Here is a 23,037-nt window from a genome sequence, read left to right as displayed (position 1 = left end):
TATGAATCAAGGAGGATTTTGTCCATGAAAGCCATGCAGTCTTTTGTTGATGTTCTTATTGTCGGAGCAGGACCAACAGGACTTACACTTGCTTGCGACCTTGCCCGTCGAAACGTTGATCATCGTATTATTGAACGAAGCATCTCGTATAACACAGCCTCTCGAGCCAAAGGAATCCAACCTCGCTCACTTGAAATCATTGATGATTTGGAGGCTGTTCAGTACATTATCGACACAGGTGTCGTGGATTTGCCTGTTCGTTATTACACTGAAGATGGCGGGTTTGTAGATAAGCCGCCAATTACAGTTGCAGCCAGCGCTGAACTTGAGACCCCCTATCGTGATCCACTATGGATTGCTCAATTCGATGTGGAAAAAGCATTGCGCAATCGATATTCGGTGCTTGGCGGCCAAATTGAGATGGGGAAGGAAGCTGTAGAGCTTGTTCAGGATTGGCATAGTGTAGTGGTGACTGTGAACACGCCACAAGGAGAAGAACAGATTCACGCTCGCTATGTAGTTGGTGCTGACGGGGGGAAAAGTAATATACGGAAGTTTATTCATTTGCCGCTGGTTGGTGAAACACACGATCATGAGCGATGGTATCTTGGTGACGTGCGTTTGGAAGGGCTGGACCGTAATCATATTCATATCTGGACTTCTTCGGAAGGTATGGTTGGGGTGACACCATTGCCGAAATCCGACATTTGGCAATTGCAGGCCACAATTCCGGCTGAAATCAAGGAACCGGATGAGCCGACGTTAGAAGTGTACCAAGCTATGTTTGACCGACGAGCGAGTGGCAAGGGGGTTCGGCTTATGGAAGCCTCCTGGTTGTCCATCTACCGCATTAATGTGCGCATGGTTGAAAGTTACCGTAACGGCCGGGTATTCCTTGCGGGTGATGCTGCTCATGTTCATTCGCCAGCCGGCGGTCAGGGCATGAATACGGGGATTCAGGATGCATATAACCTGGGATGGAAGCTGGACACCGTCCTGCGAGGAGCGGATGCAGCCTTGCTTGACACGTACGATGAGGAGCGCCGACCTGTGGCTCAAGCCGTGCTTGAGGATAGTACCAAAAAGATGGGAGGAGTCATCAGAACGGCTAGTGAGCGCGGAGCATTATCCCAATCGTTAAGTACGGTTTCCGACGATTTGACGAGCGGGTTACTCATTTCCTATCGGTCGAGTTCTCTTGCCTATCCATCTCATCAAACGAATATTTCTCGTTTGATGCCCGGCGATCGTGCTCCTGATGCGAAGGGATTGCAGGGTGCAGGGTTTGCGGGAAGTCTTTTTGACTTGTTTCGCGGTCCCCACTGGACTCTTCTGGCTTTTGTAGACTCCGCAGATATCCTTCCTCTCGAGAACCTCACATACGACAAAATTCATCTACATGTCATTCTGCCATCGTATGCGGAGGGTGTGGAAAATATAATCGACAAAGCAGGAAATGCCTATCGAATTTACGATGTAGCCATCGAAGAACTTATATTAATTCGTCCCGATGGTTACATCGCACTCCGCACCTCCATCCATGACAGCCCGGCGATCTTTGAATATTTCAAATCCAGAATATCACTCGAACTCATTTGAACATGGCTTTTATTCATAAAACAACCATTATTCGAGTCTCACTTGAGATGAGTAGATTATAGATTAAAAGTTCCTGATGTCTAAAAAGGGCTCCCAGATAACGGGAGCCTTCTTCTTAGTCTTTAAGATGTGGTATAACGAAAATAATCAAAATCAGCATGCTTGCGTGTTCCGCCAAGATCCTGCACACAAAGCCCAATGTAGGTTCCGGTGAAGCGAATGTACTCCGGAGATTCATCACATAAATGCGTAATATCCGTCCACTTACCAGCCTCAATCCAGGAGGAATGCTCGTCCAAGCTGTAGTAAAAACAGGCACGATCATGATCAATCACCGTTTTCAGACGAATTCGATTCCCCTGCGTCAGTGGAATATCTTCCTCCAAAAGCTCATCATACACTCCATATCTGGATTGAATGATCCCGAGGCACAGTCCCTTCTCTTCATGATGTGTCACTCGCAGATAGAGATAATCCTGAGTATCGTAATAAAGAATCAGTCCAGCCATCTGCTGTGGATGATCCGGGGCGAACTCAAGGCAGGTCTCTGCTTCACCTTCAAAGGTTTGCAGTCTGCGGGCAACCATACTTTGTCGATGCGTAGAGCTCATCGACTCCATACCATACAGACGCAAGTATCCGGGGCGATCCGTCAAACTAAGCCACGACGGGTCAGGCGGGATGCGAAGTGTGTTCCAGTCGTTTCGAAGCACGGTCTGATCAAAGTGATCCTTATCGGGCAGCGCTTCAAAAGGATGCGGTGTTACGTTAGGTGCAGCGACCTGAAGCTCTGGATAACGATCTCCGTTAGCAAGTTTCAGCCATCCTTCTTCACTCCAGATACAGCGCTGCAGAGCCGTCTCTCGACCAAGAATGCAGTGCTTATCCTGCACGGGTCTTCCTACGAGATGTGCCATGTACCATTCACCAGTGTGTGTTTCCACGAGACTGCCATGACCTGCTTTTTGCAGGGGTAAATCCGTTCTGCCATTGGATGTGAGTATCGGGTTTGCCGGGTCAACCTCATAAGGGCCTTGTAACGTCCGTGAACGTGCAACGGTAACGGCGTGCTCATAGCCCGTTCCACCTTCTGCGGTGACCAAGTAATAATAGCCGTTATGCTTATACAGATGCGGTGCTTCTGTCAGTCCCAGCTCTGTCCCTTTGAAAATATTAACTGTTGGTCCGATCAGCTTCTGTTCCTGAACTGAATACTCCTGCAGCACGATGCCTGCGAAGTGATTTTTGCCTTTACGGTGATCCCAGATCATATTAACCAGCCATTTGCGCCCGTCTTCATCATGGAATAAGGATGGATCAAAACCACTGCTGTTCAGATAAATCGGGTCAGACCATGGCCCTTCGATATCCGATGCGGTGACAAGGTAATTATGTGTATCTTTAAAAGCACCCACCCGGCTCTTCACATCGGTATATATTAGATAAAACATTCCGTTATCATAACTGAGGCAGGGCGCCCATACGCCGCCTGAATTAATGTTGCCCTCCATGTTGAGCTGCGCCGTACGAGTTAGCGGATACGGCATTGCGCGCCAATGAACGAGATCCTTGGAATGGTGAATGCGTACACCCGGGAACCACTCAAACGTAGATGTAGCGATATAATAATCTTCTCCCGCCCTGCATATAGAGGGATCGGGATGAAACCCCGGAAGAACGGGATTGGTGATCACAGGATTGATCGTATTCATTGAAGAAACCTCCGGTACATGAGTAATATCTGTTCCAAAATATATACAGGCCAGAGCACCGATGCCAGAGTGACTTGTTTGTCCAGGTCCTGTTTTTTTAGTGCCAACCCAGTGCTTTTTTACCCGCTTCGAGTGCGGTGATAATTCGATCGACATCATACACATTGCCTCTCCAGGTTCCCCCGCTGACCGCTTGAAGTGCGGCCCACAGGCGTGTATCATCTGGCAGCGCTTCATCTGCACGCATATTCGGATGAAACGATCTCTGTGCCAGAATAAAGGATCCTTCCTCCGGGGTTACCTCCATGCCCACTGTTCCGACAAAATTAATACTTCCATCCAGTGTGCTTCGATTCACTACAATGTCAATCAGATCACCATCCCGCAGCTTGCCAATTGGCCCGCCCGCCAGAGCTTCAGGACCAACATGACCAATGCATGCACCTGTGGACACACCCGAGAACCTTGCATCCGTAATCAGTGAGACGTATTTGCCAAAAGACAGATGTTTGAGTGCAGACGTTAGCTGATAGGTCTCCTCCATGCCTGTGCCTGAAGGACCGCGTCCAAGCAGTACGATAATGTCTCCTGCCTGAATCCCGCCTGTTTTAATGGCACGAATGGCTGCACGTTCGGTGGTAAACACCTTTGCAGTGCCCCGGTGACGATATACACCATGCTCATCCAGAACATCCGGGTCGATGGAGGTCGATTTAATAACCGAGCCCTCTGGAGCGATATTTCCGGTTGGAAAGGTCACCGTGGAGGAAATCCCCAGATGCTTCGACTGTTCTGCACTCATAATGACGGTTTCCGGATCAATGCCATCCCTCTCCTGCAGCTGCTTGCGCATGACATGACGACGTTCTGACGATTCCCACCAATCCAGTACGTGATCCAAAGGCATGCCCGTTACGGTCGGTACAGAGACATCCAACAGACCCAGGCGTCTGAGATGAAGCATGACCTCGGGAACACCGCCGGCCTGAAATACCCGAATGGTCGGGTAAAAGACGGGGCCGTTCGGCAGCGCACTTACCAGTCTGGGCACCTGTTTATTGACCTGAATCCAGTCCTGTACACCCGGCAGGGTTAACCCTGCCGCATGAGCAATCGCTGGAATATGAAGCAGCAGATTCGTAGACCCGCCGAATGCGGCATGTACAACCATGGCATTGCGAATGGAAGCATCGGTAATAATGTCAGACATCGTCATACCCTGCTTCTCCATATGCATGAGCGCGCGCGCGGATTGACGTGCCATCTCGGTCCAGATCGGCTGTCCTGATGGGGCCAAAGCGGCGTGAGGTACCGTCATGCCCAAAGCCTCCGCGACAACCTGCGCAGTTGCAGCGGTACCTAGAAACTGGCATCCCCCGCCAGGTGTAGCACAAGCCCGACACCCCAGCTCTGATGCCATCTCCAGTGAAAGCTCTCCATTCGAATACCTTGCACCAATAGTCTGAATTTTGCCAGCATCCTCTCCATCCGTAGGCGGAAGGGTAACACCGCCCGGAACGATCACGCCTGGCAGCTGCGGCATACCTGCAAGCGCAAGCATCATGGCGGGCAATCCCTTGTCACAGGTTGCAACACCAAGCACACCTTTTCGCGTGGGCAAAGATCGAATCAATCGGCGGAAGACCATCGCCGCATCGTTCCGATACGGAAGCGAGTCGAACATGCCGGTTGTTCCTTGTGATCTGCCGTCGCAAGGGTCGCTGACATAACCGGCAAAGGGGATGCCGCCATGGCTGCACAATTCCTCTGCTGCTGCCTTCATCAGCAGCCCAACCTCCCAGTGGCCCGTATGATAACCAAGAGCTGCAGGGCTGCCGTCCTCATTGCGAATACCGCCCTGTGTGCTTAAAATAAGAAACTGTTTTCCATTTAGCTCTCCTGGCTTCCAGCCCATGCCAACATTCTGGGACATGCCGAACAAGTCACCGCTTGGAGCATTACGCAGCAAATCATCGGTCAATGGCAGATGACCATTTGGCCCTGAAGCGTGAGCTGTAATCTCGTAGCGGTCTGATGCCTTATTCTCTGGATCAGACTCCGTTCCCTTCAGTTCGGGCACTGTTCCATCCTGTTCAGACGCCGTTCCCTCCAGAACAGCTGCTTTTCCCTGCATAATTGATAGGATCTGTTCGTACATGATACCCTCCCCGCAGGTTATGATTTCACGAAGACTGTTTTGATCGCGGTGAAAAATTCAATAGCCGCTTGTCCCTGCTCTCTGGAATGCGAGCTGGACATTTTCATACCGCCAAACGGTGCCTGCAGCTCTACCCCCGCGGTTTCTGCATTAATTCTGACAAGTCCTGCATCCATATCCCGGATAAACGAGAGCATCGAACCAACGTTCTGCGTGTAGATTGAAGCACTTAAACCATAATCGCTGTCATTGGCAAGTGTTATCGCTTCCTCAATGGAGTCGACGGGCATCAAGGCCAGCACCGGACCAAAAATTTCTTCCCTGGCAATAGACATATGGGATTCGACACCTTCAAATACGGTCGGTTCTACATAAAAGCCTGCTGCAAGCTCGGGATTGTCTGGTCTTTTTCCCCCAGCAAGCAGAACTGCGCCCTCATCCTGTCCTTTCTGAATGTAGCTCAGCACGGTGTTCAGCTGCGCTTCACTTGCACACGGCCCCATCCAGCTGCCAGCAGACATGCCGTCTCCCAAACGAATCTCCTGAACCTGTGACAGCAGCTTTTCCTTGAAAGCATCGTATATTTTTCGTTCGATAATAACGCGGCTGGTCGCTGTACATTTTTGCCCTGTTGATTTCAGACCTCCACTGATCGTTCCTTCTACAGCCAGATCGAGATTAGCGTCTGCGGCAATGATCACCGGGTTTTTACCACCCATTTCAAGCTGGTATTTGGCGCCCCGAGCGAGTGCTGCCGCACCAACCCGTTTACCGACTTCATTGGAGCCGGTGAATGTGATGCCATTAACATCCGGGTGCTCTGCCAGCGCGGAACCGATAACGGAACCTTTACCACATATCAGGTTCAGAACTCCTGCTGGAAGACCCGCTTCCTCAAAGCATTCTATTACTTTGGCTGCGGTAACCGCCGTTTCCTGAGCTGGCTTGAGTACAACGGTATTGCCGTAGATCAACGCAGGCGCTGTTTTCCAGATCGGGATCGCCACCGGAAAATTCCATGGCGCAATCACACCTACCACACCAAGCGGTACACGAGTTGTGAACATCAGGGCTTCGCTGTCCGTTGACGGAATAACATCACCTGTTTTGCGCATGCCTTCTCCTGCGTAATACCTGAGAATCGCAACGCCGCGCATCGTCTCTCCCTTGGCTTCAGGGAAGGTCTTCCCCATCTCCCTTGTCATCGCTTCGGCTACTTCATCTGCCCGACGTTCGAGTACGTTGGCAGCCTGAAACAGATAATTTCCGCGTTCCGCGCCAGTTAACCTGCGCCATGCTTTGGCTGCCGTTTTGGCTGCTGCCACAGCTTGATTCAGGTCCTCCACACCAGAGGCTGGAACATAACCTACAATTTCTTTGCGATTCGCCGGATTAAGGCTGGATTCGGTCTGGCCGGAACCTGCTTTTACCCATTCACCGTTAATAAAATTGTTATACGTCTGCTCTAACTGAAAACCCATTGCGCTCATCCTCCCTGTTCATTTATTCGAATTCATCGATTATTGGTTTGAAATAACAGGATTCACCAGTGTGCCGATGCCGCTGATTGTAATTTCAATGCGGTCTCCTGGCTGTAGTGTAAAATCGTTAGGCGGTACGATATTTGTACCTGTCAGCAGCACTGTTCCGTCAAACAAATCATTGTCTCTTGCCAAAAAGGAAACCAGCTCATCCAGCTTCCGGTTTAATTCGCTTGTACTGGCCTCACTATTCACCACAACCTTGCTATCGCGATAAATTTCGCAGACGATGTCAAGATCATAAGGATTAGCTACCGTTTCTGCCAAACGTATAGCTGGACCTATAGCGCAGGAGCTGCGCCATATTTTGGCCTGCGGCAGATACAGCGGATTTTCACCCTCGATGTCCCGGCAGCTCATGTCATTTCCAACGATGTATCCCACAATGCTGCCATCAGCGGTAATTACCAGCCCGAGCTCGGGCTCTGGAATCTGCCAGGTGGAATCGCTGCGGAGTGTTACGGCTTCATTAGGTCCCACGGTCCGGGCAGCTGTTGATTTGAAAAAGATTTCCGGCCGTTCTGCATCGTAGACCTTATCGTAAAAGGTGTTCGCATCCAGCTTGCCGTCTGTCGCTTCATAATTCCGCGCTTCCCGGCTTCGCTGATACGTCACACCCGCAGCCCACACCTCCGGTGCGTCAATTGGATTAATAAAATGCAGGGATGTCCAATCCTCTGTCAAACGGTTCACGGGTTTAAGAGCGCTTTCAACAAGCTGTACTGGAGATACCCCCTGCTCTCTGGACTGATGGATTAGTGTGATGAAATCGGCTTGTGGCAAACGATAGGCTTGTTCATCATCCGTAACCGCTGCAAGCCACTTCTGTTCTCCATCCAGAAATCGAATAATTCGCATGTAAGCGTGCCCCCTGTTTTCCCTTGGCGGGTTGATAATTATACCTTAGCATCATGGATGTCTCATGACGATGCTCTAATCCATCCAAAGAGTTACCCTTTTCACGCATTATTTTTCTGGTAAGATAAGGTTATGTGTTGAACAAATCGTTCCAGATGAAACTTGAAAAAGGAGCTGAGCTGGTATGACCAAACATGCGGAAGCGATGTATCTGGGCCGTCTTCCTGATGTTCGCATGTCTTTTCAACTCATGGGTCTGCATGCCCGAAAGGCAGATTCGAACTGGACCTATCCATCTCACGAGCACACGATGTACGAAATACACTGGATGATGGAGGGTCAGATGGATATGGTGGTTAATGGGCAGCTTTACAAACAGTCCAAAGGTGACCTGTTGTTCATCCGCCCTGGAATGACCCATTCCTGTACAGGCGCAGGGCCAGAGGGATTCAGTTATTTTTCAGTGCATTTCAGTGTGCATGATACATCCTTCTGCCGGGAGCTCAACCGTTGTAATGATATCTATTATCCGGCTGCTTCCAATCTGGCCTCGGGACTATCGGCCTCCCTGTCTGCATTATATGAGCTGTCTACGGAGCATTTGTCCGATTCATTATCCTCCTCCAAGCAGATGAAGGTGCATGCTGCCGTATTTGAGCTGCTTGGCTCGCTGGTTGGACAGTTATCTGATCACGCCTCCGTTACATTATCCAGAAAAGAAATCATTGCCCATCAGATCGCGGAGCACATCGAGGACTCAGTAAACTACATTCATCTTCATGGCGAGATTCAGGAGAATAACCGTACATGGATTCAGGATATCGCCAAATCGCTGAATATGAGCACATCTCAGGTGAATCGGATTTTTCGCGAAATCTATGGTCAGCCGCCACGCAAATTTTTATCCGAGACACTTCTGAACGAAGCACAGCGGCTCCTTAAACAGACAGACCTGACGATCGACCATATTGCCATGATGCTGGGATATAAGACCAATGCGCATTTCAGTCGTCAATTCAAGCGGTGGACGGGCATTGCACCAAGCGAGTTTCGCAGCCATTCACAGCAGGCAGAGCATGAAAAAAGCAGCTAATGGACGATTGACTCTCCAATAGCTGCTATCCACCGATCAGATGATGCAGATATACATCACATGCCGGAAAAGGCGTGTAACCGCTTCTCCTGAGGCATTTTTAGAATTCCGCCTAACATCTTAATCCAAGGCAAATGAAGCAAGACTTGCTCCGCCATTTCCTCTATAAGTAAAATACAATGCTTGTGTGCCGTCCGGGATGGTGATTGGCGCGGTGTAAGCCTTCCATTCATTGGTAAAGTGAACCGGGATGGTTCCCAGAACCGGGCCGTCCCATGAGGTTTTCACCTCGAAAGCTCCGCTGCAGTATCCTCTTACCCTCAGGGTAACCTGGCGAATGCCATGACAATGGAAGTATTTAAAGCCTGCTGTTGCTGAATCAACCATATTGGCAATATACCCGATCTCTTCATCACCGTCTCTGCCGTCCTGTGTAATTTTCGGAAAGCGACTGTCCAGCCAGGCCCCTGCACCGAAACCCCCGGTGTATATTTGTTCATCACGAGTAAACAGATTGCATGCAATGTGTGCAGGATACTGTCCTTTACCCTCAAGTGCGCCTCCATTGGCGCCACAAGAGGTCATCTCCACCTGGGGAATCGATCCGTCCTCTTGAAATGAAATTTTCTCTATGCAACCCTGCCTGTTAAATGCATCTCCATTCGTGTGCCGGTGATAGAAAATATACCAGTCTGCATTCATTTCGATGATGCTGCCGTGATTGTTGCCTCCGTAATATATCGGCATATCGGCCGGTTTGTAGGTATCGATGTGGAGATCACAGTTACTCACAATTACGCCCCCGTATTCAAAACCTGCCGTTGGGGATATGCTGGTGGCGTAGCATAATTCATGCATCACAATCGAGGAATAAACGAGATAGTAGAGGTCCCCCCTCTTGCGAATCGAAGGTGCCTCAAAAAATTCATGTCCTTCGAATCCACTGCCCTCGCTGTACGGCTGACTTGGTGCGATGAAAACGGGTTCCTCCACAATCGTTAACATGTCCGGGCCAAGTACGGTTGCCATGGCGCCGTGTCTGGAACGATCTCCAGGTGCACAGAAGCCGGTATACAGATAAGTCAGTTGTCCTTCCGTCAGTACACCCGGATCAAACTGCGGCTCATCCCCTTCTCGTTCTCCGAGACGGGTGCCATCCTCATATTTTACATAACCATAGAATTCATATTTACCAGCGGGTGTATCACACACGGCAACGGAAACAACCGGCACTTTATCCAGCACATAAAATAGATAATATCGTCCGTCCGGCCCTACCGTTACATCGGGCGCGTACAGACACATATGGCCGTCCGGGTTCAGCGGATCATCTGTTTTCAGATAAATGACGCCCTCATTGCGCCAGTTACCAAGATCGTCTATTGGTGCAGACCAGCATACATAATCGTTCAGGCAAAACACATGCCCGTTAAAACGGTCATGCGACCCGTACACATATACTCTGTCGTTAAATACGTAAGGCTCACCGTCAGGAACATACTCCCACGCCGGGAGGTAGGGATTAAACGCTTGCTTTTTCATTCGAGATGCACTCCTTATTGAAAAGATATTGAAAATATTGATGAAAAGGTATAGATGAAAATAGATGATTGTATTTACCGAGCGTTTGAGACAAACTTCCGTTTAATAGAAAGCAAAAGTAACCGTATAATAGAAATCAGGAGTAACCATATTTTAGAAAGCAGGAGTAAAGGTGTCCAAGATCATCTATTCCACAACTTGCATAGTAAAGGTGAAGAACAATGAATATTATTTTTTACGTTGAGCATGATGCGGTACATCACAGTGGGTTTGTGTTTGATGTGCCCGAAGGGCATGATTGCTGGCTTTTGGTCATCACAAAGACGGCAGCACAGTTCTGGGTAGATGGTGAGCTGAAGGAATATCCGCCCCATCACGCTGTTTTATATCCACCCCATCAGAAAATCTATTATCGTGCGTGTGCGGAGCAGTATGTAAATGATTGGATTCGTTTGCATAGTGATGAGCCTTATATCACCGAAAGCCGCATCCCGCGCGGGAAGCCTTTCCCGTTAGATGATCCTGAATATTGTCACAAGCTGTTTCAGTTACTGGTTACAGAGCATTCTTTCAAGAAGGATTACCAGGAATCCTCGATGGATTTCTTGCTTCGAACGCTGTTTAACAAGCTGCTGGAGTCCTGTGTTCTTGAGAATATTGGCCCGCAGCATTATCCTCTAATGAAACTGCGGACGGCGATTCACAACAATCCCGGTCACCCATGGACGGTTGCGGCTATGGCCAAAACGATGAGTATCAGTCCAGGGTATTTGCAGCTGATTTATAAGAAATCCTTTGGTGTATCGTGTATGGATGATGTCATCCACAGCCGCATTCGTTTAGCCAAAGAATACCTCAGGCATCACCTCTACTCGGTAGCCGAAATCTCTGACCGCTGCGGGTATCGCAATGTGGAGCATTTCTGCAGACAGTTTAAACAGATCACAGGGGTATCACCCAAGCGGTTCAAGCAGCAGAGCGTCAACGTATTGACGGCCAGAGCCAATCTTGATAAATAGTTCAATGACGAAATAGACATTTGAAGGTTATTTCATTTTGTATTTACGCTCAGCCTATGTTCAGATCCTCTCTGATTATGTGATGGTAGCGTTTACTTATAAATTCAGGGTAAGCTATCGAGCATTCAGATGCAATGATATATACTGATGGTTTTTTGATCAATCCTCATATGCTTTTCATACGAATCAGCTTATGCTGAATTCTGTAAAATGAAAAAACCACCGAATTAACGGCGGCTTGGTGGTGGATTATGTATCTGGGGTTAAGAATTTTTTTATCATAGGTCTCACGTTGGAAAGTCTGCTGCTTGCTAGGGTTTAACTTTGTATTGGTGAAAAGGCTTAGGTTTGTATAGAAGATCTGGATTGTCAGCATTGTCTAGATTTACATGGTTTGGGTTATCTAATTTGTCTACGTTGTTCAGGTGGTCCACGTTGTTCGGGCTATCTGGATTGTTTAGGTGATTCAGTTGGTTTAGAGTTGTCGGTTGGTTCAGCTTTTTGCGTTTTTGGAACGTCATATAGGTTGTAAAGATCAGGATAGCCGGAATTCCTATATAAATCAGAATGAATAGAAAAATAGATCCAAAAATAATAATGTAGCCTTCCGTCAGCGTAATGATGTCGATCCCTCCTTTCAGAAAAATGTTATTGACCGTGATCTGTATATTATAATGCGAATCTGTAAAAATGCACCACTAGAGCTCGCTCCTTTAAACCTGCTCCTTTCAAGACTGACAAGCTCCGCCGATGCTGCAAAGAGCTCTATTTCCTCTAACGATCTCAGGTAACGCTATTTGGTCGATTTTATGCGTTTTTCAATTCTAACGAATCGAGGGGACCCTATTCTTCGGCATTTGGTGGGAAAAAGGTTGTTTATTCTGCGATTTCAGCAAAATAAGGTTTGTAGGATTCGTTACAATTCCAGCACGCTCCAAATCACTCCAATAAGCTCATCTGGATTCGTTAGAGCAGGTAGATAGCTAGATAGGTAGGTTCTTCTGAGAAAGGCTGCTGATAAATCGGTGTTTGGCGGGTAAATCCGATAATTGGAGAAAGTAATCCATTGGAGTTTCCGATAAATGAAGGGTTAAATCCGAACCAGAGTCAAAACGGAACTGTGCACCAATATTGTAACCATGGCGGGACTCTAACTGTAATATCATGCTATCAATGTGATGTGCGCTGGGGTTCTAACTTGATTAATGGTAAAATAAACAAAAATCAATTCTACTTAAAGGGGTTATAGCATGAATATGAACAACAACCACATGAACGAAAGACCTGAGCCACAAGAATATGCTTCCTTTTATGAAGGATACATTCGTCAGGTTCCTGAAGGCAATGTGTTGGAACTGCTTGAGAAGCAAGCTAAACAAGTGATTGCAGCTCTTCAATCCTTGACTGAGGATCAAGCGAATTACCGCTATGCCGAAGGGAAATGGAGTGTTAAAGAGGTTTTCGGCCATCTTATTGACAATGAACGTATTATGAGCGGTCGCTTGCTTCGGGTTGCGAGAGGTGATATGACATCGCTTCCGGGATATGATCAGGACACACTGATGGGAAGTCATCCATTTGACTCGTATACAGTGGCCGATCTGGCAGAAGAATATGAAGCTGTTCGGCATTCCACCCTGCTCATGCTTCGCCGCCTCAGTCCTGAAGCATGGCTGCGCACAGGTGTCGTAAATGATTACTCGACTACGGCTCGTGCAATTGCCTGGGTGATCACTGGACATGAGCTGCATCATTTATCTGTTCTTCGTGATCGTTATGAAGTACGTGTATAACGCAATGGCAGTATAGAAGTGAGAACGACGACAACAGCCCATCTATTCTATCGTCTGGAGTGAAGCCAGTTGAACTTATCTGCATCTTATTTAAGCCAGATTCGGCTGAAGCGTGATCAAATTGCTGCTTTTAATCAATATCCGTTTGACTTGGCCGTGATTCAACATCTACATACGCTGGATTTCCACCCCAAGGTCACGTATATCGTCGGTGAAAATGGAATGGGCAAGTCTACGTTGATGGAATCTATTGCTGTGTCCTGGGGATTTAATCCCGAAGGCGGAACGATGAATTTTTCATTTTCTACCCGGGCCACGCATTCTGATCTGTTTCAGTATATCCAACTGGTCAGAGGGGCTCGGCGTCCCAGGGACGGCTTCTTTTTCAGGGCTGAAAGTTATTATAATCTGGCGACAACGATCGATGAATTGGACAACGAGCCTTCGTATGGACCTCCGATAAAAGATTCGTACGGGGGAAAATCTTTACATGAGCAATCTCATGGAGAGTCTTTTTTTGCTACGTTTATACATCGTTTTGGGGGCCATGGTCTGTATATTCTGGACGAGCCCGAGGCGGCTTTGTCACCGCTTCGCCAGATGGCTATGCTCGCTCGCATTCATGAACTGGTGCAGCAAAACTCACAATTCATCATTGCCACCCATTCCCCTATTTTAATGGCGTACCCGGATTCACAGATCTATAATCTGAGTTCAGAAGGCATCGAGCTCCAGACGTTGGAGGAAACCGATCATTATCAGATCATGAAGCAATTTCTGAACAACAAGGATAAGATGCTCCAACAGTTATTTGAGGAAGCTGACTCTGAGGGATAAAGGGCACATGCATAAGCAAACCTGCAACGAAGAATAAGGGATAATGTAAAAAGAAGAGCATGAGCAGCAATTTTGACGCGATATACGCGGGTAGGTCTTTGCTTTGATCAATTCCTGTCACTCAGCGAGGCGTTATACCCTTGAAGCAGCGAGTGATATAAATGATATACTAAATCCCCTATTATATTTTTATTCTATTTCCATGAGAAAGAGACAGCCACTTTATATGATGAGCTGTCTTCTTCCTCTATTCCTCTTAATTCTACTGTACCCTATTGTGTATACTTCTTTTTAACCCTTATAGTTGAAATCCGGGATACTTGTCCAGCGTCTTTTAAGTTCATGTGCAATTGCCTTTGGTTTACGATCGCGTGTGAAAATGCCTTTTTTATTGCCCTGCACTCGAATGATGCCCTGACTGGTTGCGAAATCAGCAAAATTCCAAACCTGTTCTCCAACAAACTGTGGAAACTCATCGAACACTTCATGGTTGGCTTTGTAGAATTCAACCTGGTACTCTTCAGTAAACATAACGGGCTCGACATCGTGTAATCCGGCAACGGTATCTGCTCCATACTCTGTCATCATCATAGGTGTGTGTGGACATCTTTTTAGCCAACCATTGAGTTCAGCGCGTAGTTTCTGTTTTGCCAGGTTCAGTTCCCCGCCATCCACATACCATCCGTAATAACGATTGAAGGTGAGCATATCCAGCAGCTCTGCAATCTGATCCTTCTCCGGAGACGATTCAATTTGAGTGACAATCGTAATTGGACGCTTCTGCGGATCTAATGCTCTGGTTAACTCCACCAACGGTTTGAAGTATTCGTAGGCGCCCTCTTCTTCTGAAGCAGGCTCGTTAGCGATGTTCCACATGACAACACAGGGGTGATTTTTATCCCGCTGAATAAGCTCCCGAATCACGTCTTGATGATGTTCAAACGTTTCCAGTTCATCCCACGTATTTTTCAATACCCCGCCGCGATGGAGAACCAGCATGTTCAGATGCATACCCACTGCGGGCACCTCGTCAATAACAACAAAGCCCTCCCGATCGGCCAGCCGCATCATCTCCTCCGAATATGGATAGTGCGCGGTGCGGAATGAATTCGCCCCACTCCACTTCATCAGATTACAATCGAGCACGTTGGCTGCTTCATCAAAACCTCTGCCATGCATCGCGGTATCCTCATGTTTGCCGTATCCTTTGAAATAGAACGGTTTGTTGTTAATGAGGAACTTGCCTTCCTTTACCTCAACGCTTCTCACCCCGAATGGCTGTTCATAGACATCTACGGTTTCATTTTCAGATTCCGTTTCCAGTTCAACACGAAGCGTGTACAAGTAGGCATGCAGCGGCTCCCACAATCTGACGTCTGGAATGTGTACCAGACCTGATGCACCTGCAGATTCTGCCACAACCGCTCCTGATTCGTCCAGTACTTTCACTTTCGCTTTAACTGCTGCCGAACCGTCAATCTTGATTGCGTAATCAACCTGTCCATCCAATTTAGCAACGATGGTGACGTCCTGGACGTAAGTTGCAGGGGTGGTGTATATTTTGACGGGACGGTGAAGACCGGCGTAGTTGAAAAAATCGAAATTAGGCAGGTTCTGCACGACCTTCCCTACACCGGCTACGTGCTTCTCAACGACTGAACCGACGGGTAAGGTTGTTTCGTCCACAACATTATGGACAGCAACGGTTAACCGATTTTTCCCTCTTTGCAGATAAGGGTTAATCACAGCCTCAAAAGGCAGAAATCCGCCTTTGTGCTCCACTACAAATTCGCCATTCACATACACTTTTGCAGCATGAGTGACCGAACCAAACCGTAAAACTACTCTCTCCCTGGTTAACAAATCCGGAATGGTGATGTCTCGCTCATACCACACCCAGCCCACGTGATCACGAATTTTTGCATTTACTCCAATGTCATTATATGAAGCAGGTACAGCCATGCATAGAGTATTTTTGAGCTTTTCCTGTTGCCAATTTTCCTGAAATCCCTGGCCTGAATCGAGTTTGAAATTCCATATTCCGTTCAGATCGATCACATTGCGAGTCTCGGTAAGTATAGGGTATAACATATGAACATCTCCTTCATTCTCTTTTAAAAAGGTATCCTTGCTCTACCTCCTTTCACTGTATATCTTGTTAGTCAGCTAATTGCTCATTCTCTTTGCGTTGATATCGCTTACAAGTTGAGCCGTGCGTTTTTTGTTTAAAGGATACAGCACAGCAATACATACAAAGACAAGAAATAATCCGATTGCGGGTACAAGTGTTGCTAGCAGGTAAATCCCTTTAAGTGTCTCCGCAGTCTGCACATGCAGTGAAGCGTTATATCCAACGGCCGCAACGGCTAAACCACCGATCCCTCCGGCAACAGCCTGTCCGACTTTGCGTGAAAAGGAATAAATGGAGTAGATCGTGGCGTCCTCTCGAAGCCCTGTCAAATACTCATGATAGTCTACCAGATCTGTTATAAACGCCCAGCTGATCAGATTAAACAGACCGTAACCAAACAAACCGACGGACAAAATGATCATATATTGCACCACTGACAGATCAGGAATGAGATACAAAAGCAAATAGATCACGGTTGAGAGTAAAAATCCGGCAGCGGCGACTTCTTTTTTACCAAATTTCGCAACTAGCGGTTTAACTAAGGGCATGCCGATAAATAACGCTGCCGATTGAACCAGGCTGAGCACACTTAACAGTTGCGCGTTACCAAAGTAATCCTTGAACAAGTACGTGTTTACAGTACCAATCAGCATGAGATTGATTAAAAATATTAATGATCCGATCAGGAAAATGATCAGCGGTTTATTTTTCAGCAGCCCCTGCAATGTTTTCTTCAAGTTTGTGTTGGGCTTCTCGTTCTCATCCATGACAACACGTTCGATGGAAAGTTTATAACATGCCATATACGACGTGATTGACAAAACTCCGAAAATGACAGCACCCATCAGGAATCGATTGGCATTCGCTTCATTATTCACAAACATCAGCAACGGGCCAAGCACGCCAACGATAAGCTGAGCGAGAGTTGCGCCGAGTGATCTCCAGGTGGACAGCACGGTTCGCTCTACAGGGTCTGCGGTAATAACCGAAGCCATGGAGCCGTAAGGAATATTGACCGTACTGTACAACGTTCCCCACAAGATATAAGTCACATAAGCATAGGCAAGATAGAATCCGTCGGACATTCCCGGGATGTATACAAACATAAGCACACCTGAGATGACCAGCGGGAAGGACATACGATAAATCCATGGCTTGAACTTCCCATGCTTCGATGCTTTTCTCGTATCAATAAAACGCCCCCAGGTAATATCCGCTACGGCATCCCATAAGCGTGCTAACAAAAACAAGCCCCCCACCGCTGCAGGATGAATATGGAATACGTCCGTGTAATACACCATCAAAAACGAAGCTACCAATGCAAAAAAGAAATCATTCCCGAAATCACCAAACAAATAACCGAATTTATCTTTATATCCGAATGGACGCATAGTAACCCACCTTTTTATGTTTAATTGGGCATATCTCTGAATGATCATGGATGATATGAGACAGAATGATAACGTTCTCAATTTATGGAATACAACAGCTCTTTACGCAAGTTCCAGTGATGTGACCTCCTTCAAATCTATGCTTGAAATCGATTTCATGGAAAATTATAATCGGTATGATCCGTTTGATATGGTATTTTTCACAGATAAATCGGATGATTCACGTTTGATTTTGATAGGAATGAATTGAATTGGAGGTATTGACGTGCAAAGCTTTACGGATGAACATCTGGAGTTTATATGTACGGTGGCCCATCATTTATACAATGTACCCTTCTACTATTTCGGAGAGCATAATCAACTGCTTTATCGCATTCCTGTGAATATTGAACATAATCCTCTGTTTTCCTCGGATCACGAGATGATCGCAGCGTTGTTTGATGGCACGGAGGATCGGCGATATCCGATTATTCGGGAAACGGTCTATCTGGAGAAGTTTTTTGCTATAAACCTCTTTGTTGACGATCAGCGGATGGGACGCCTCGTTGCGGGACCTGTGATTCATTTCAAAATGACCGAGGCCATCATTCATGTCACGTTAAGTGATTTGCTAACCAAGGCAAATAATAAGGAACTGAGTATCTACTACGATCATGTTCCTGTAATGAGCAATTACACATTTATCAATTTTGCGATGGTTGTTTATTTCATGCTCTATCAGGAGCAGTTAACGTTGGCCGATGTATTGGATAATCTGGAGAAGGATGACTGGAGAAAAACAGCACTTGAGATCGAACACCCGTATCATCAAATTATGGATGCGCGCCAAAATAATCTCATACACACCGAGATGCATAAGGAGAAAAAACTGCTGGATTTTATTCGGTTAGGCAGAACAGATAAAGTGCTGGAAACTTTTCATTCCATCCATAAACAAGGTAAGAAAAGTGTTCTGTCCAAAACCAGTTATGTAAGAAGTCAGAAAAATCTCGCCATCTCCCTTATTACGCTTGCAACCAGAGCAGCGGTAGAAGGTGGTGTATTTCAAGAAATTGCTTACAATCTCAGTGATCTGTATATTCTTAAACTTGAGGAGTTGACGGATAGTAAAGCGTTAGATGATTTGATGGAGGATGCCTTGCTGGACTTTACGAAACGTGTGGAACACAGCAAAAAAAATAAATACTCCAAACCTATTAATATTTGTCAAGATTTCATCTTCAATCACCTGCATGAACGGATCACCATTGCGCGTCTGGCTGAACTGACTTCACTTCATCCTAATTATTTATCCAATCTGTTCAAAAAAGAAGTAGGGATCTCCATATCTCAATTTATGTTGAAAACCAAAATAGAAGAGGCTCAAAATTTATTGACATATTCTAATTATTCTCTTGCAGAGATCGCTACTCTTTTGAACTTTAATGATCAGAGTTATTTTGCGAAAGTGTTCAAAACCTATACGGGCTGTACGCCGAAACAATTCAAGGACCAAAAATAAAAGACATCCTGCGACTCGCATAAGCAGCAGCACCAATCATCCCGGCTTGTCCACCCAGCTTCGCTTGTACGATTGTACAAGCGCCTGAAGCGAGCTGTAATGAATGCTTTCGAACGGTGTCCCGAACGCTGTTGAGAAGACGATCACCTGCTGCCGACATGCCTCCGCCTACGATAATCCGTTCCGGATTTAACAGATTGATTACGTTGGCCAGGCCAAAGCCAAGAATCTCTCCTGTTTCATGCATAACCTCCATGGCAAGTGTGTCGCCAAGATCGTACGCATCGGAGATCATGTGAGCTGTAATTTTGGTGTGGTCTCCCTCTACCCATTCCGTAATGATACTAAGCTTGCCTGCATCAAGCTTATCCGTCAGTGTTCTGACCATGCCGATAGCCGATACATATCTTCCCAAACAGCCTGAGCTTCCGCAACGGCAAGCGCGGCCCTCTCTGTACATATTCATATGACCTATTTCCCCGGCACTGGAGGTTGTACCATAGATCACCTTCCCGTCATTGACAATACCAGACCCCAACCCGGTGCCCAATGTAATCAGTACCATGCTGCGATACCCGACCCCCGCACCAAACAACCATTCACCATACAGATTTACGCGCACATCATTATCAATAAACACAGGAAACTCAAAATGCTGTTTCATATGGTTGACTACATGAATATTCTCCCATTCAGGAAAATTAGGCGAAAAAACAGAGTTGCCCGTTTCAGGGTCCAACAATCCCGGCACACCAATTCCCATGCATTGAACTGCATCCGGCTGGATACCGACAAGCAGCATCAGCTCTTTAGCAATGTTCACCATTTTATTCAGCACATGAATGGGCCCTTGGTCTGCTTCTGTTGCATCGCTTCGTTCGTGAATTTTTTTGAATTCCGTAGTGAATACAGCAGATTTGATATTCGTACCGCCGAGATCAATCCCGATAATATATTTACTCATTGCAGTTCCCCGATTCTGTTTATTATATAAGTTGAACTATTCATATACACGTGAACGGAGAGGACAGAAAAAACCTGAAAAGCGGAGCTAAAAGCTTTCTGCAAGAAAGCTACATCGGAAGCATAAGCTTCGCCTTTATCACCGGATTTTCCCCCTTTAGAAAAGGAAATCGAAAAAATCCGGGGATAACAGAGATTGGAAGGTTATTCTGTCCTCGGAGTGGTCTGTGTAGAGTCTTTAGTTCAACTTATATAGAAATATTTAATTCATTAAACCATATAAACCAATATGGTGAAAGTCTGTCATTCACATGTACTTATTCCCATCGCCGCATCAGTTGTTCCAATGGTCCTTCAGCTGCTTCAATGCAGATCATTAACACGACGAGCGCGGATGAAGCTGCGGCAACAAAATATATCGGGCTTGGTTGCATTGGTTTGGTACCGAATAGCGCCTGCGCTCCTTTGAAACGTATTAGAGAAGCAAAACGATGAACGAGCCATGCAAAAGTCATCTCGGTAATTACGGCAGCACTTGCTCAGATTAGGTAATTCTTTATACGAGAGAACGAGAATGAATTGTATTTACAAAACAAAAGCCGCTTTATCGGCGGCTTTGAAAGGAATATTTATTTATTTGTTGCTGTATTGCTCGAAGGCTGCTTAGTCAAATCCAAACGGCTTATGAGATTTCTATCGGTCATGACATATACAACCCCTCCGCCTTCATACACAAAAGTGGGATCAGCACCAATAAGTTCAGAAGTATCAAGGGTATAGAGCAATTTTAGTTTGGTAGATGCTGACTCACTTGTCTTGTAGATCAATATTTTGGATTTTTCAACCAACATTACGGTTCCATCTGGAGCAGTCTGATACATTTTTGCTGAGGCTGGAACGGTCTGCATGACACCTTTGCGATCTATAATAAAAAAGTTGCCATTTGATTGAATACCTGTGAAACCATTCGAAAATACGTTTTTCTTCACCGTCATCGATGTCTCGAGATCATCATAGGAGCTCACGTTGCTAATTTTTTTGTTCCATACTTCTTTACCATTTTTGGTTTTAGCCGTAAAGCTTATGACATTGTTCCCATGATTTTTCTGAAAATGAAGTAATCCGTCAGGTCCTAATCCTGAGAACATGCCCTCTTTAAAATCGAAAAGGTACTGGAACTGCTGCTTCATTCTAAAATCATAATACGTCATACGACTGGACGCTTTACTAGTGCTGTTGATGGTTTGAAGTAATCCGTTGACAAAGCCGTTAAAAATGGATGAATTCCAATTGTTTTTGCCCAAAAACTTGCCTTGCGGAGTATATCGATAACTTGTTACACGCTCAGATGCCGTTTCCAGGTAGATAAATAAATTGCCATCAGGCATGATTGATATTCCTGATATGGAGCGAACCTTTTCATTAAAGTAGCGAGTCCACAGCACTTTTCCGTCTGCATGATAGGCAGTTAAACGCTGCTTCTCGATGCCAGAGCCATTTTTAACAGGAGTGAGAATATATACATTACCGTTTGGAGCAACTTGTGCATATGTACCGAAAAAGCTAAAGAACATGTTACTTCCTGCTGTATAACTGGTCTTGGATAATAGCTTGCCTGTCTTTTTGTCCAAAATGTACATCTCATTATCCATACTCATAAAGTGGAATGTTTGATCTGTAACTCGTACGTTACTATCCGAAATATAGTCGTGCCCTTCTGGAATGGCAAATGTCCATGCCGGTTTTGGCAGGCTCTGAATCGTGCTAGCAGAAACAGAGGTGGAAAGTGTGCTGCTCAATAACATAATGATTACTAAAGCTAACCAACGTTTAACATGAAACAAGAAGATCACCTTTTCTTTTTTATTAATTACAAATTAATTATCGTCAATTATTCTAGTAAAATGAACAGCAGCCTTCTTATGAAAGGCTGCTGTTTGGGTGAGCTGCTGCACGCAAAGCAAGCTAAGTTATTTTGCGTACAGCAAACCAAAGTTCTACAAATTGCTGTCCATCCTTACTACCTGTAATTTCAAATTCCAAACCGTTCACCTGCTCATATCCCGCCGTAGGGAGCCATTCGGTAAAGAAACGTTGGTATAAGGTTTCCATGACCCCATCGAATTGATCCCAAGTAAACGGCTCGGATGGAAAGATCGCCCAAGTATACGCAGGTATGTTGATTACCGTGTACCCTTTGGTTGTGCTTTTTTCCTTTTTGAAAGCACACAGCATATATGGAAATGTCTCTTCCTCCGTCGCTGTATAACTACACACCGAATGAACCTGATGATAGTGCGGATTCAAGAAATCAGGCACTCCTCCTGCATTCGCAGCAAGGCGCTCAACCTCACCGTTCTCATGACTTTGCTTCCAGAAGTCAGCCGGAGTTTCTTGTCCATTTAGACTGAATATGCGCTCCATTCCAAACACTTCAAAGCTCTCTTTGGTTTCAATCCGATAATTCACAGGCTCAGCCCCTTTAATCGAGATGAGAAAGGACAGCCGCGGATAGGCTTTGAGGGCTGTTCCTTCTTCTCTAGCCTTGGCAGGATTCACACCATGTAACGCATAGAATGCTCTTGCAAACGATACTGGAGATTCGTAGCCGTACTTGACTGCAATATCAACCACTTTGGTATCGCTGTTCTGAAGTTCGATGGCCGCCAGAGTAAGCCGCCTTCTCCTTATATACTCTGCAAGTGAAACATTAGTAATAAACGAGAACATTCGCTGAAATTGATGGGATGAGCAACAAGCACACTGAGCAACGTCTTTCAGCATAATCTCATTTGCTAGATTCATTTCAATATGATCCAAAGCGCGGTTCATTCTCATCAGCCAATCCATCTGATCCCTCCTCTCGATCAAAGTATAATGTTCTGTCGGTCCTGTTTCG

17 protein-coding genes are annotated in these 23,037 nt (G+C 46.2%); 6 read left to right on the top strand and 11 right to left on the bottom strand.

Translation table 11 applies throughout. The features are described from left to right. The first annotated feature begins 24 nt into the window (after positions 1-24). Positions 25-1,599, top strand: a complete 1,575-nt coding sequence (locus tag HNR77_RS06305; protein WP_184181794.1) for an FAD-dependent monooxygenase — start codon at positions 25-27, stop codon at positions 1,597-1,599. A 122-nt stretch (positions 1,600-1,721) separates the two neighbouring features. Here HNR77_RS06305 and HNR77_RS06300 read toward each other — a convergent pair whose 3' ends face one another. The 4 genes from HNR77_RS06300 to HNR77_RS06285 form a co-directional block, all read right to left on the bottom strand. Next, the gene (locus HNR77_RS06300; protein WP_184181792.1) at positions 1,722-3,311 is read right to left on the bottom strand and encodes a glycoside hydrolase family 43 protein; all 1,590 of its coding nucleotides are present in this window, start codon (positions 3,309-3,311) and stop codon (positions 1,722-1,724) included. Between the two features lie 97 nt (positions 3,312-3,408). Next, positions 3,409-5,469, bottom strand: a complete 2,061-nt coding sequence (locus HNR77_RS06295; protein WP_260410347.1) for a YjhG/YagF family D-xylonate dehydratase — start codon at positions 5,467-5,469, stop codon at positions 3,409-3,411. 17 nt (positions 5,470-5,486) lie between these two features. Then, complete coding sequence (gucD, locus tag HNR77_RS06290; RefSeq protein WP_184181790.1) at positions 5,487-6,950, bottom strand: alpha-ketoglutaric semialdehyde dehydrogenase GucD; 1,464 nt, start codon at positions 6,948-6,950, stop codon at positions 5,487-5,489. A gap of 39 nt (positions 6,951-6,989) precedes the next feature. Further along, complete coding sequence (locus tag HNR77_RS06285; RefSeq protein WP_184181787.1) at positions 6,990-7,868, bottom strand: fumarylacetoacetate hydrolase family protein; 879 nt, start codon at positions 7,866-7,868, stop codon at positions 6,990-6,992. Positions 7,869-8,052: 184 nt separating this feature from the next. On the opposite strand from HNR77_RS06285, the gene HNR77_RS06280 reads away from it, so the two are divergent. Continuing rightward, positions 8,053-8,961 (top strand): AraC family transcriptional regulator, encoded by a 909-nt coding sequence (locus HNR77_RS06280; RefSeq protein ID WP_184181786.1) that lies wholly within the window; start codon positions 8,053-8,055, stop codon positions 8,959-8,961. A gap of 120 nt (positions 8,962-9,081) precedes the next feature. On the opposite strand, the gene HNR77_RS06275 is transcribed toward HNR77_RS06280, so the two are convergent. Next, positions 9,082-10,503 carry a family 43 glycosylhydrolase gene (locus HNR77_RS06275; RefSeq protein ID WP_184181784.1) on the bottom strand — a complete coding sequence of 474 codons (1,422 nt, stop codon included), beginning with the start codon at positions 10,501-10,503 and terminating at the stop codon, positions 9,082-9,084. Positions 10,504-10,724: 221 nt separating this feature from the next. Here HNR77_RS06275 and HNR77_RS06270 point away from each other — a divergent pair, with 221 nt between their 5' ends. The 3 genes from HNR77_RS06270 to HNR77_RS06260 all read left to right on the top strand — a co-directional run bounded on the left by HNR77_RS06270 (position 10,725) and on the right by HNR77_RS06260 (position 14,152). Next, positions 10,725-11,522 (top strand): helix-turn-helix transcriptional regulator, encoded by a 798-nt coding sequence (locus HNR77_RS06270; RefSeq protein ID WP_184181782.1) that lies wholly within the window; start codon positions 10,725-10,727, stop codon positions 11,520-11,522. A 1,271-nt stretch (positions 11,523-12,793) separates the two neighbouring features. After that, positions 12,794-13,315 (top strand): DinB family protein, encoded by a 522-nt coding sequence (locus HNR77_RS06265; protein WP_184181924.1) that lies wholly within the window; start codon positions 12,794-12,796, stop codon positions 13,313-13,315. A 99-nt stretch (positions 13,316-13,414) separates the two neighbouring features. Beyond that, positions 13,415-14,152 (top strand): AAA family ATPase, encoded by a 738-nt coding sequence (locus HNR77_RS06260; protein WP_311768585.1) that lies wholly within the window; start codon positions 13,415-13,417, stop codon positions 14,150-14,152. A 291-nt stretch (positions 14,153-14,443) separates the two neighbouring features. On the opposite strand, the gene uidA is transcribed toward HNR77_RS06260, so the two are convergent. Next, entirely contained in the window at positions 14,444-16,243 is a 1,800-nt protein-coding gene (gene uidA / locus HNR77_RS06255; protein WP_184181778.1) for a beta-glucuronidase, read from the bottom strand. 75 nt (positions 16,244-16,318) lie between these two features. Next, on the bottom strand, positions 16,319-17,674 hold the full coding sequence (locus HNR77_RS06250; RefSeq protein WP_184181776.1) for an MFS transporter: 1,356 nt from the start codon (positions 17,672-17,674) through the stop codon (positions 16,319-16,321). Positions 17,675-17,939: 265 nt separating this feature from the next. On the opposite strand from HNR77_RS06250, the gene HNR77_RS30605 reads away from it, so the two are divergent. Then, positions 17,940-19,175 (top strand): helix-turn-helix transcriptional regulator, encoded by a 1,236-nt coding sequence (locus HNR77_RS30605; protein WP_184181774.1) that lies wholly within the window; start codon positions 17,940-17,942, stop codon positions 19,173-19,175. Here HNR77_RS30605 and HNR77_RS06240 read toward each other — a convergent pair. From HNR77_RS06240 to HNR77_RS06225, 4 genes are all read right to left on the bottom strand, one after another. After that, positions 19,159-20,139, bottom strand: coding sequence for an ROK family protein (locus tag HNR77_RS06240; protein ID WP_184181772.1), 981 nt, complete (start codon positions 20,137-20,139; stop codon positions 19,159-19,161). The genes HNR77_RS30605 and HNR77_RS06240 overlap by 17 nt on opposite strands. 316 nt (positions 20,140-20,455) lie before the next feature. Further along, complete coding sequence (locus HNR77_RS06235; protein WP_184181770.1) at positions 20,456-20,653, bottom strand: hypothetical protein; 198 nt, start codon at positions 20,651-20,653, stop codon at positions 20,456-20,458. A 114-nt stretch (positions 20,654-20,767) separates the two neighbouring features. After that, positions 20,768-21,982: a hypothetical protein gene (locus tag HNR77_RS06230; protein ID WP_184181769.1), complete on the bottom strand. Its 1,215-nt coding sequence runs from the start codon at positions 21,980-21,982 to the stop codon at positions 20,768-20,770. A 121-nt stretch (positions 21,983-22,103) separates the two neighbouring features. Next, positions 22,104-22,988 carry an AraC family transcriptional regulator gene (locus HNR77_RS06225; RefSeq protein WP_184181767.1) on the bottom strand — a complete coding sequence of 295 codons (885 nt, stop codon included), beginning with the start codon at positions 22,986-22,988 and terminating at the stop codon, positions 22,104-22,106. Positions 22,989-23,037 lie beyond the last annotated feature (49 nt).

The organism is Paenibacillus sp. JGP012 (assembly GCF_014203995.1).
Lineage (GTDB): Bacteria > Bacillota > Bacilli > Paenibacillales > Paenibacillaceae > Paenibacillus > Paenibacillus silvae.
This window is presented reverse-complemented; position numbering and strand designations above follow the sequence as displayed.

Bases quoted from the DNA above. Each gene is read 5' to 3' on its own strand.
- HNR77_RS06305 (WP_184181794.1), top strand. From the start codon at position 25: ATGAAAGCCATGCAGTCTTTTGTTGATGTTCTTATTGTCGGAGCAGGA.
- HNR77_RS06300 (WP_184181792.1), bottom strand. From the start codon at position 3,311: ATGAATACGATCAATCCTGTGATCACCAATCCCGTTCTTCCGGGGTTT.
- HNR77_RS06295 (WP_260410347.1), bottom strand. From the start codon at position 5,469: ATGTACGAACAGATCCTATCAATTATGCAGGGAAAAGCAGCTGTTCTG.
- gucD (WP_184181790.1), bottom strand. From the start codon at position 6,950: ATGGGTTTTCAGTTAGAGCAGACGTATAACAATTTTATTAACGGTGAA.
- HNR77_RS06285 (WP_184181787.1), bottom strand. From the start codon at position 7,868: ATGCGAATTATTCGATTTCTGGATGGAGAACAGAAGTGGCTTGCAGCG.
- HNR77_RS06280 (WP_184181786.1), top strand. From the start codon at position 8,053: ATGACCAAACATGCGGAAGCGATGTATCTGGGCCGTCTTCCTGATGTT.
- HNR77_RS06275 (WP_184181784.1), bottom strand. From the start codon at position 10,503: ATGAAAAAGCAAGCGTTTAATCCCTACCTCCCGGCGTGGGAGTATGTT.
- HNR77_RS06270 (WP_184181782.1), top strand. From the start codon at position 10,725: ATGAATATTATTTTTTACGTTGAGCATGATGCGGTACATCACAGTGGG.
- HNR77_RS06265 (WP_184181924.1), top strand. From the start codon at position 12,794: ATGAACGAAAGACCTGAGCCACAAGAATATGCTTCCTTTTATGAAGGA.
- uidA (WP_184181778.1), bottom strand. From the start codon at position 16,243: ATGTTATACCCTATACTTACCGAGACTCGCAATGTGATCGATCTGAAC.
- HNR77_RS06250 (WP_184181776.1), bottom strand. From the start codon at position 17,674: ATGCGTCCATTCGGATATAAAGATAAATTCGGTTATTTGTTTGGTGAT.
- HNR77_RS06240 (WP_184181772.1), bottom strand. From the start codon at position 20,139: ATGAGTAAATATATTATCGGGATTGATCTCGGCGGTACGAATATCAAA.
- HNR77_RS06235 (WP_184181770.1), bottom strand. From the start codon at position 20,653: ATGACTTTTGCATGGCTCGTTCATCGTTTTGCTTCTCTAATACGTTTC.
- HNR77_RS06225 (WP_184181767.1), bottom strand. From the start codon at position 22,988: ATGGATTGGCTGATGAGAATGAACCGCGCTTTGGATCATATTGAAATG.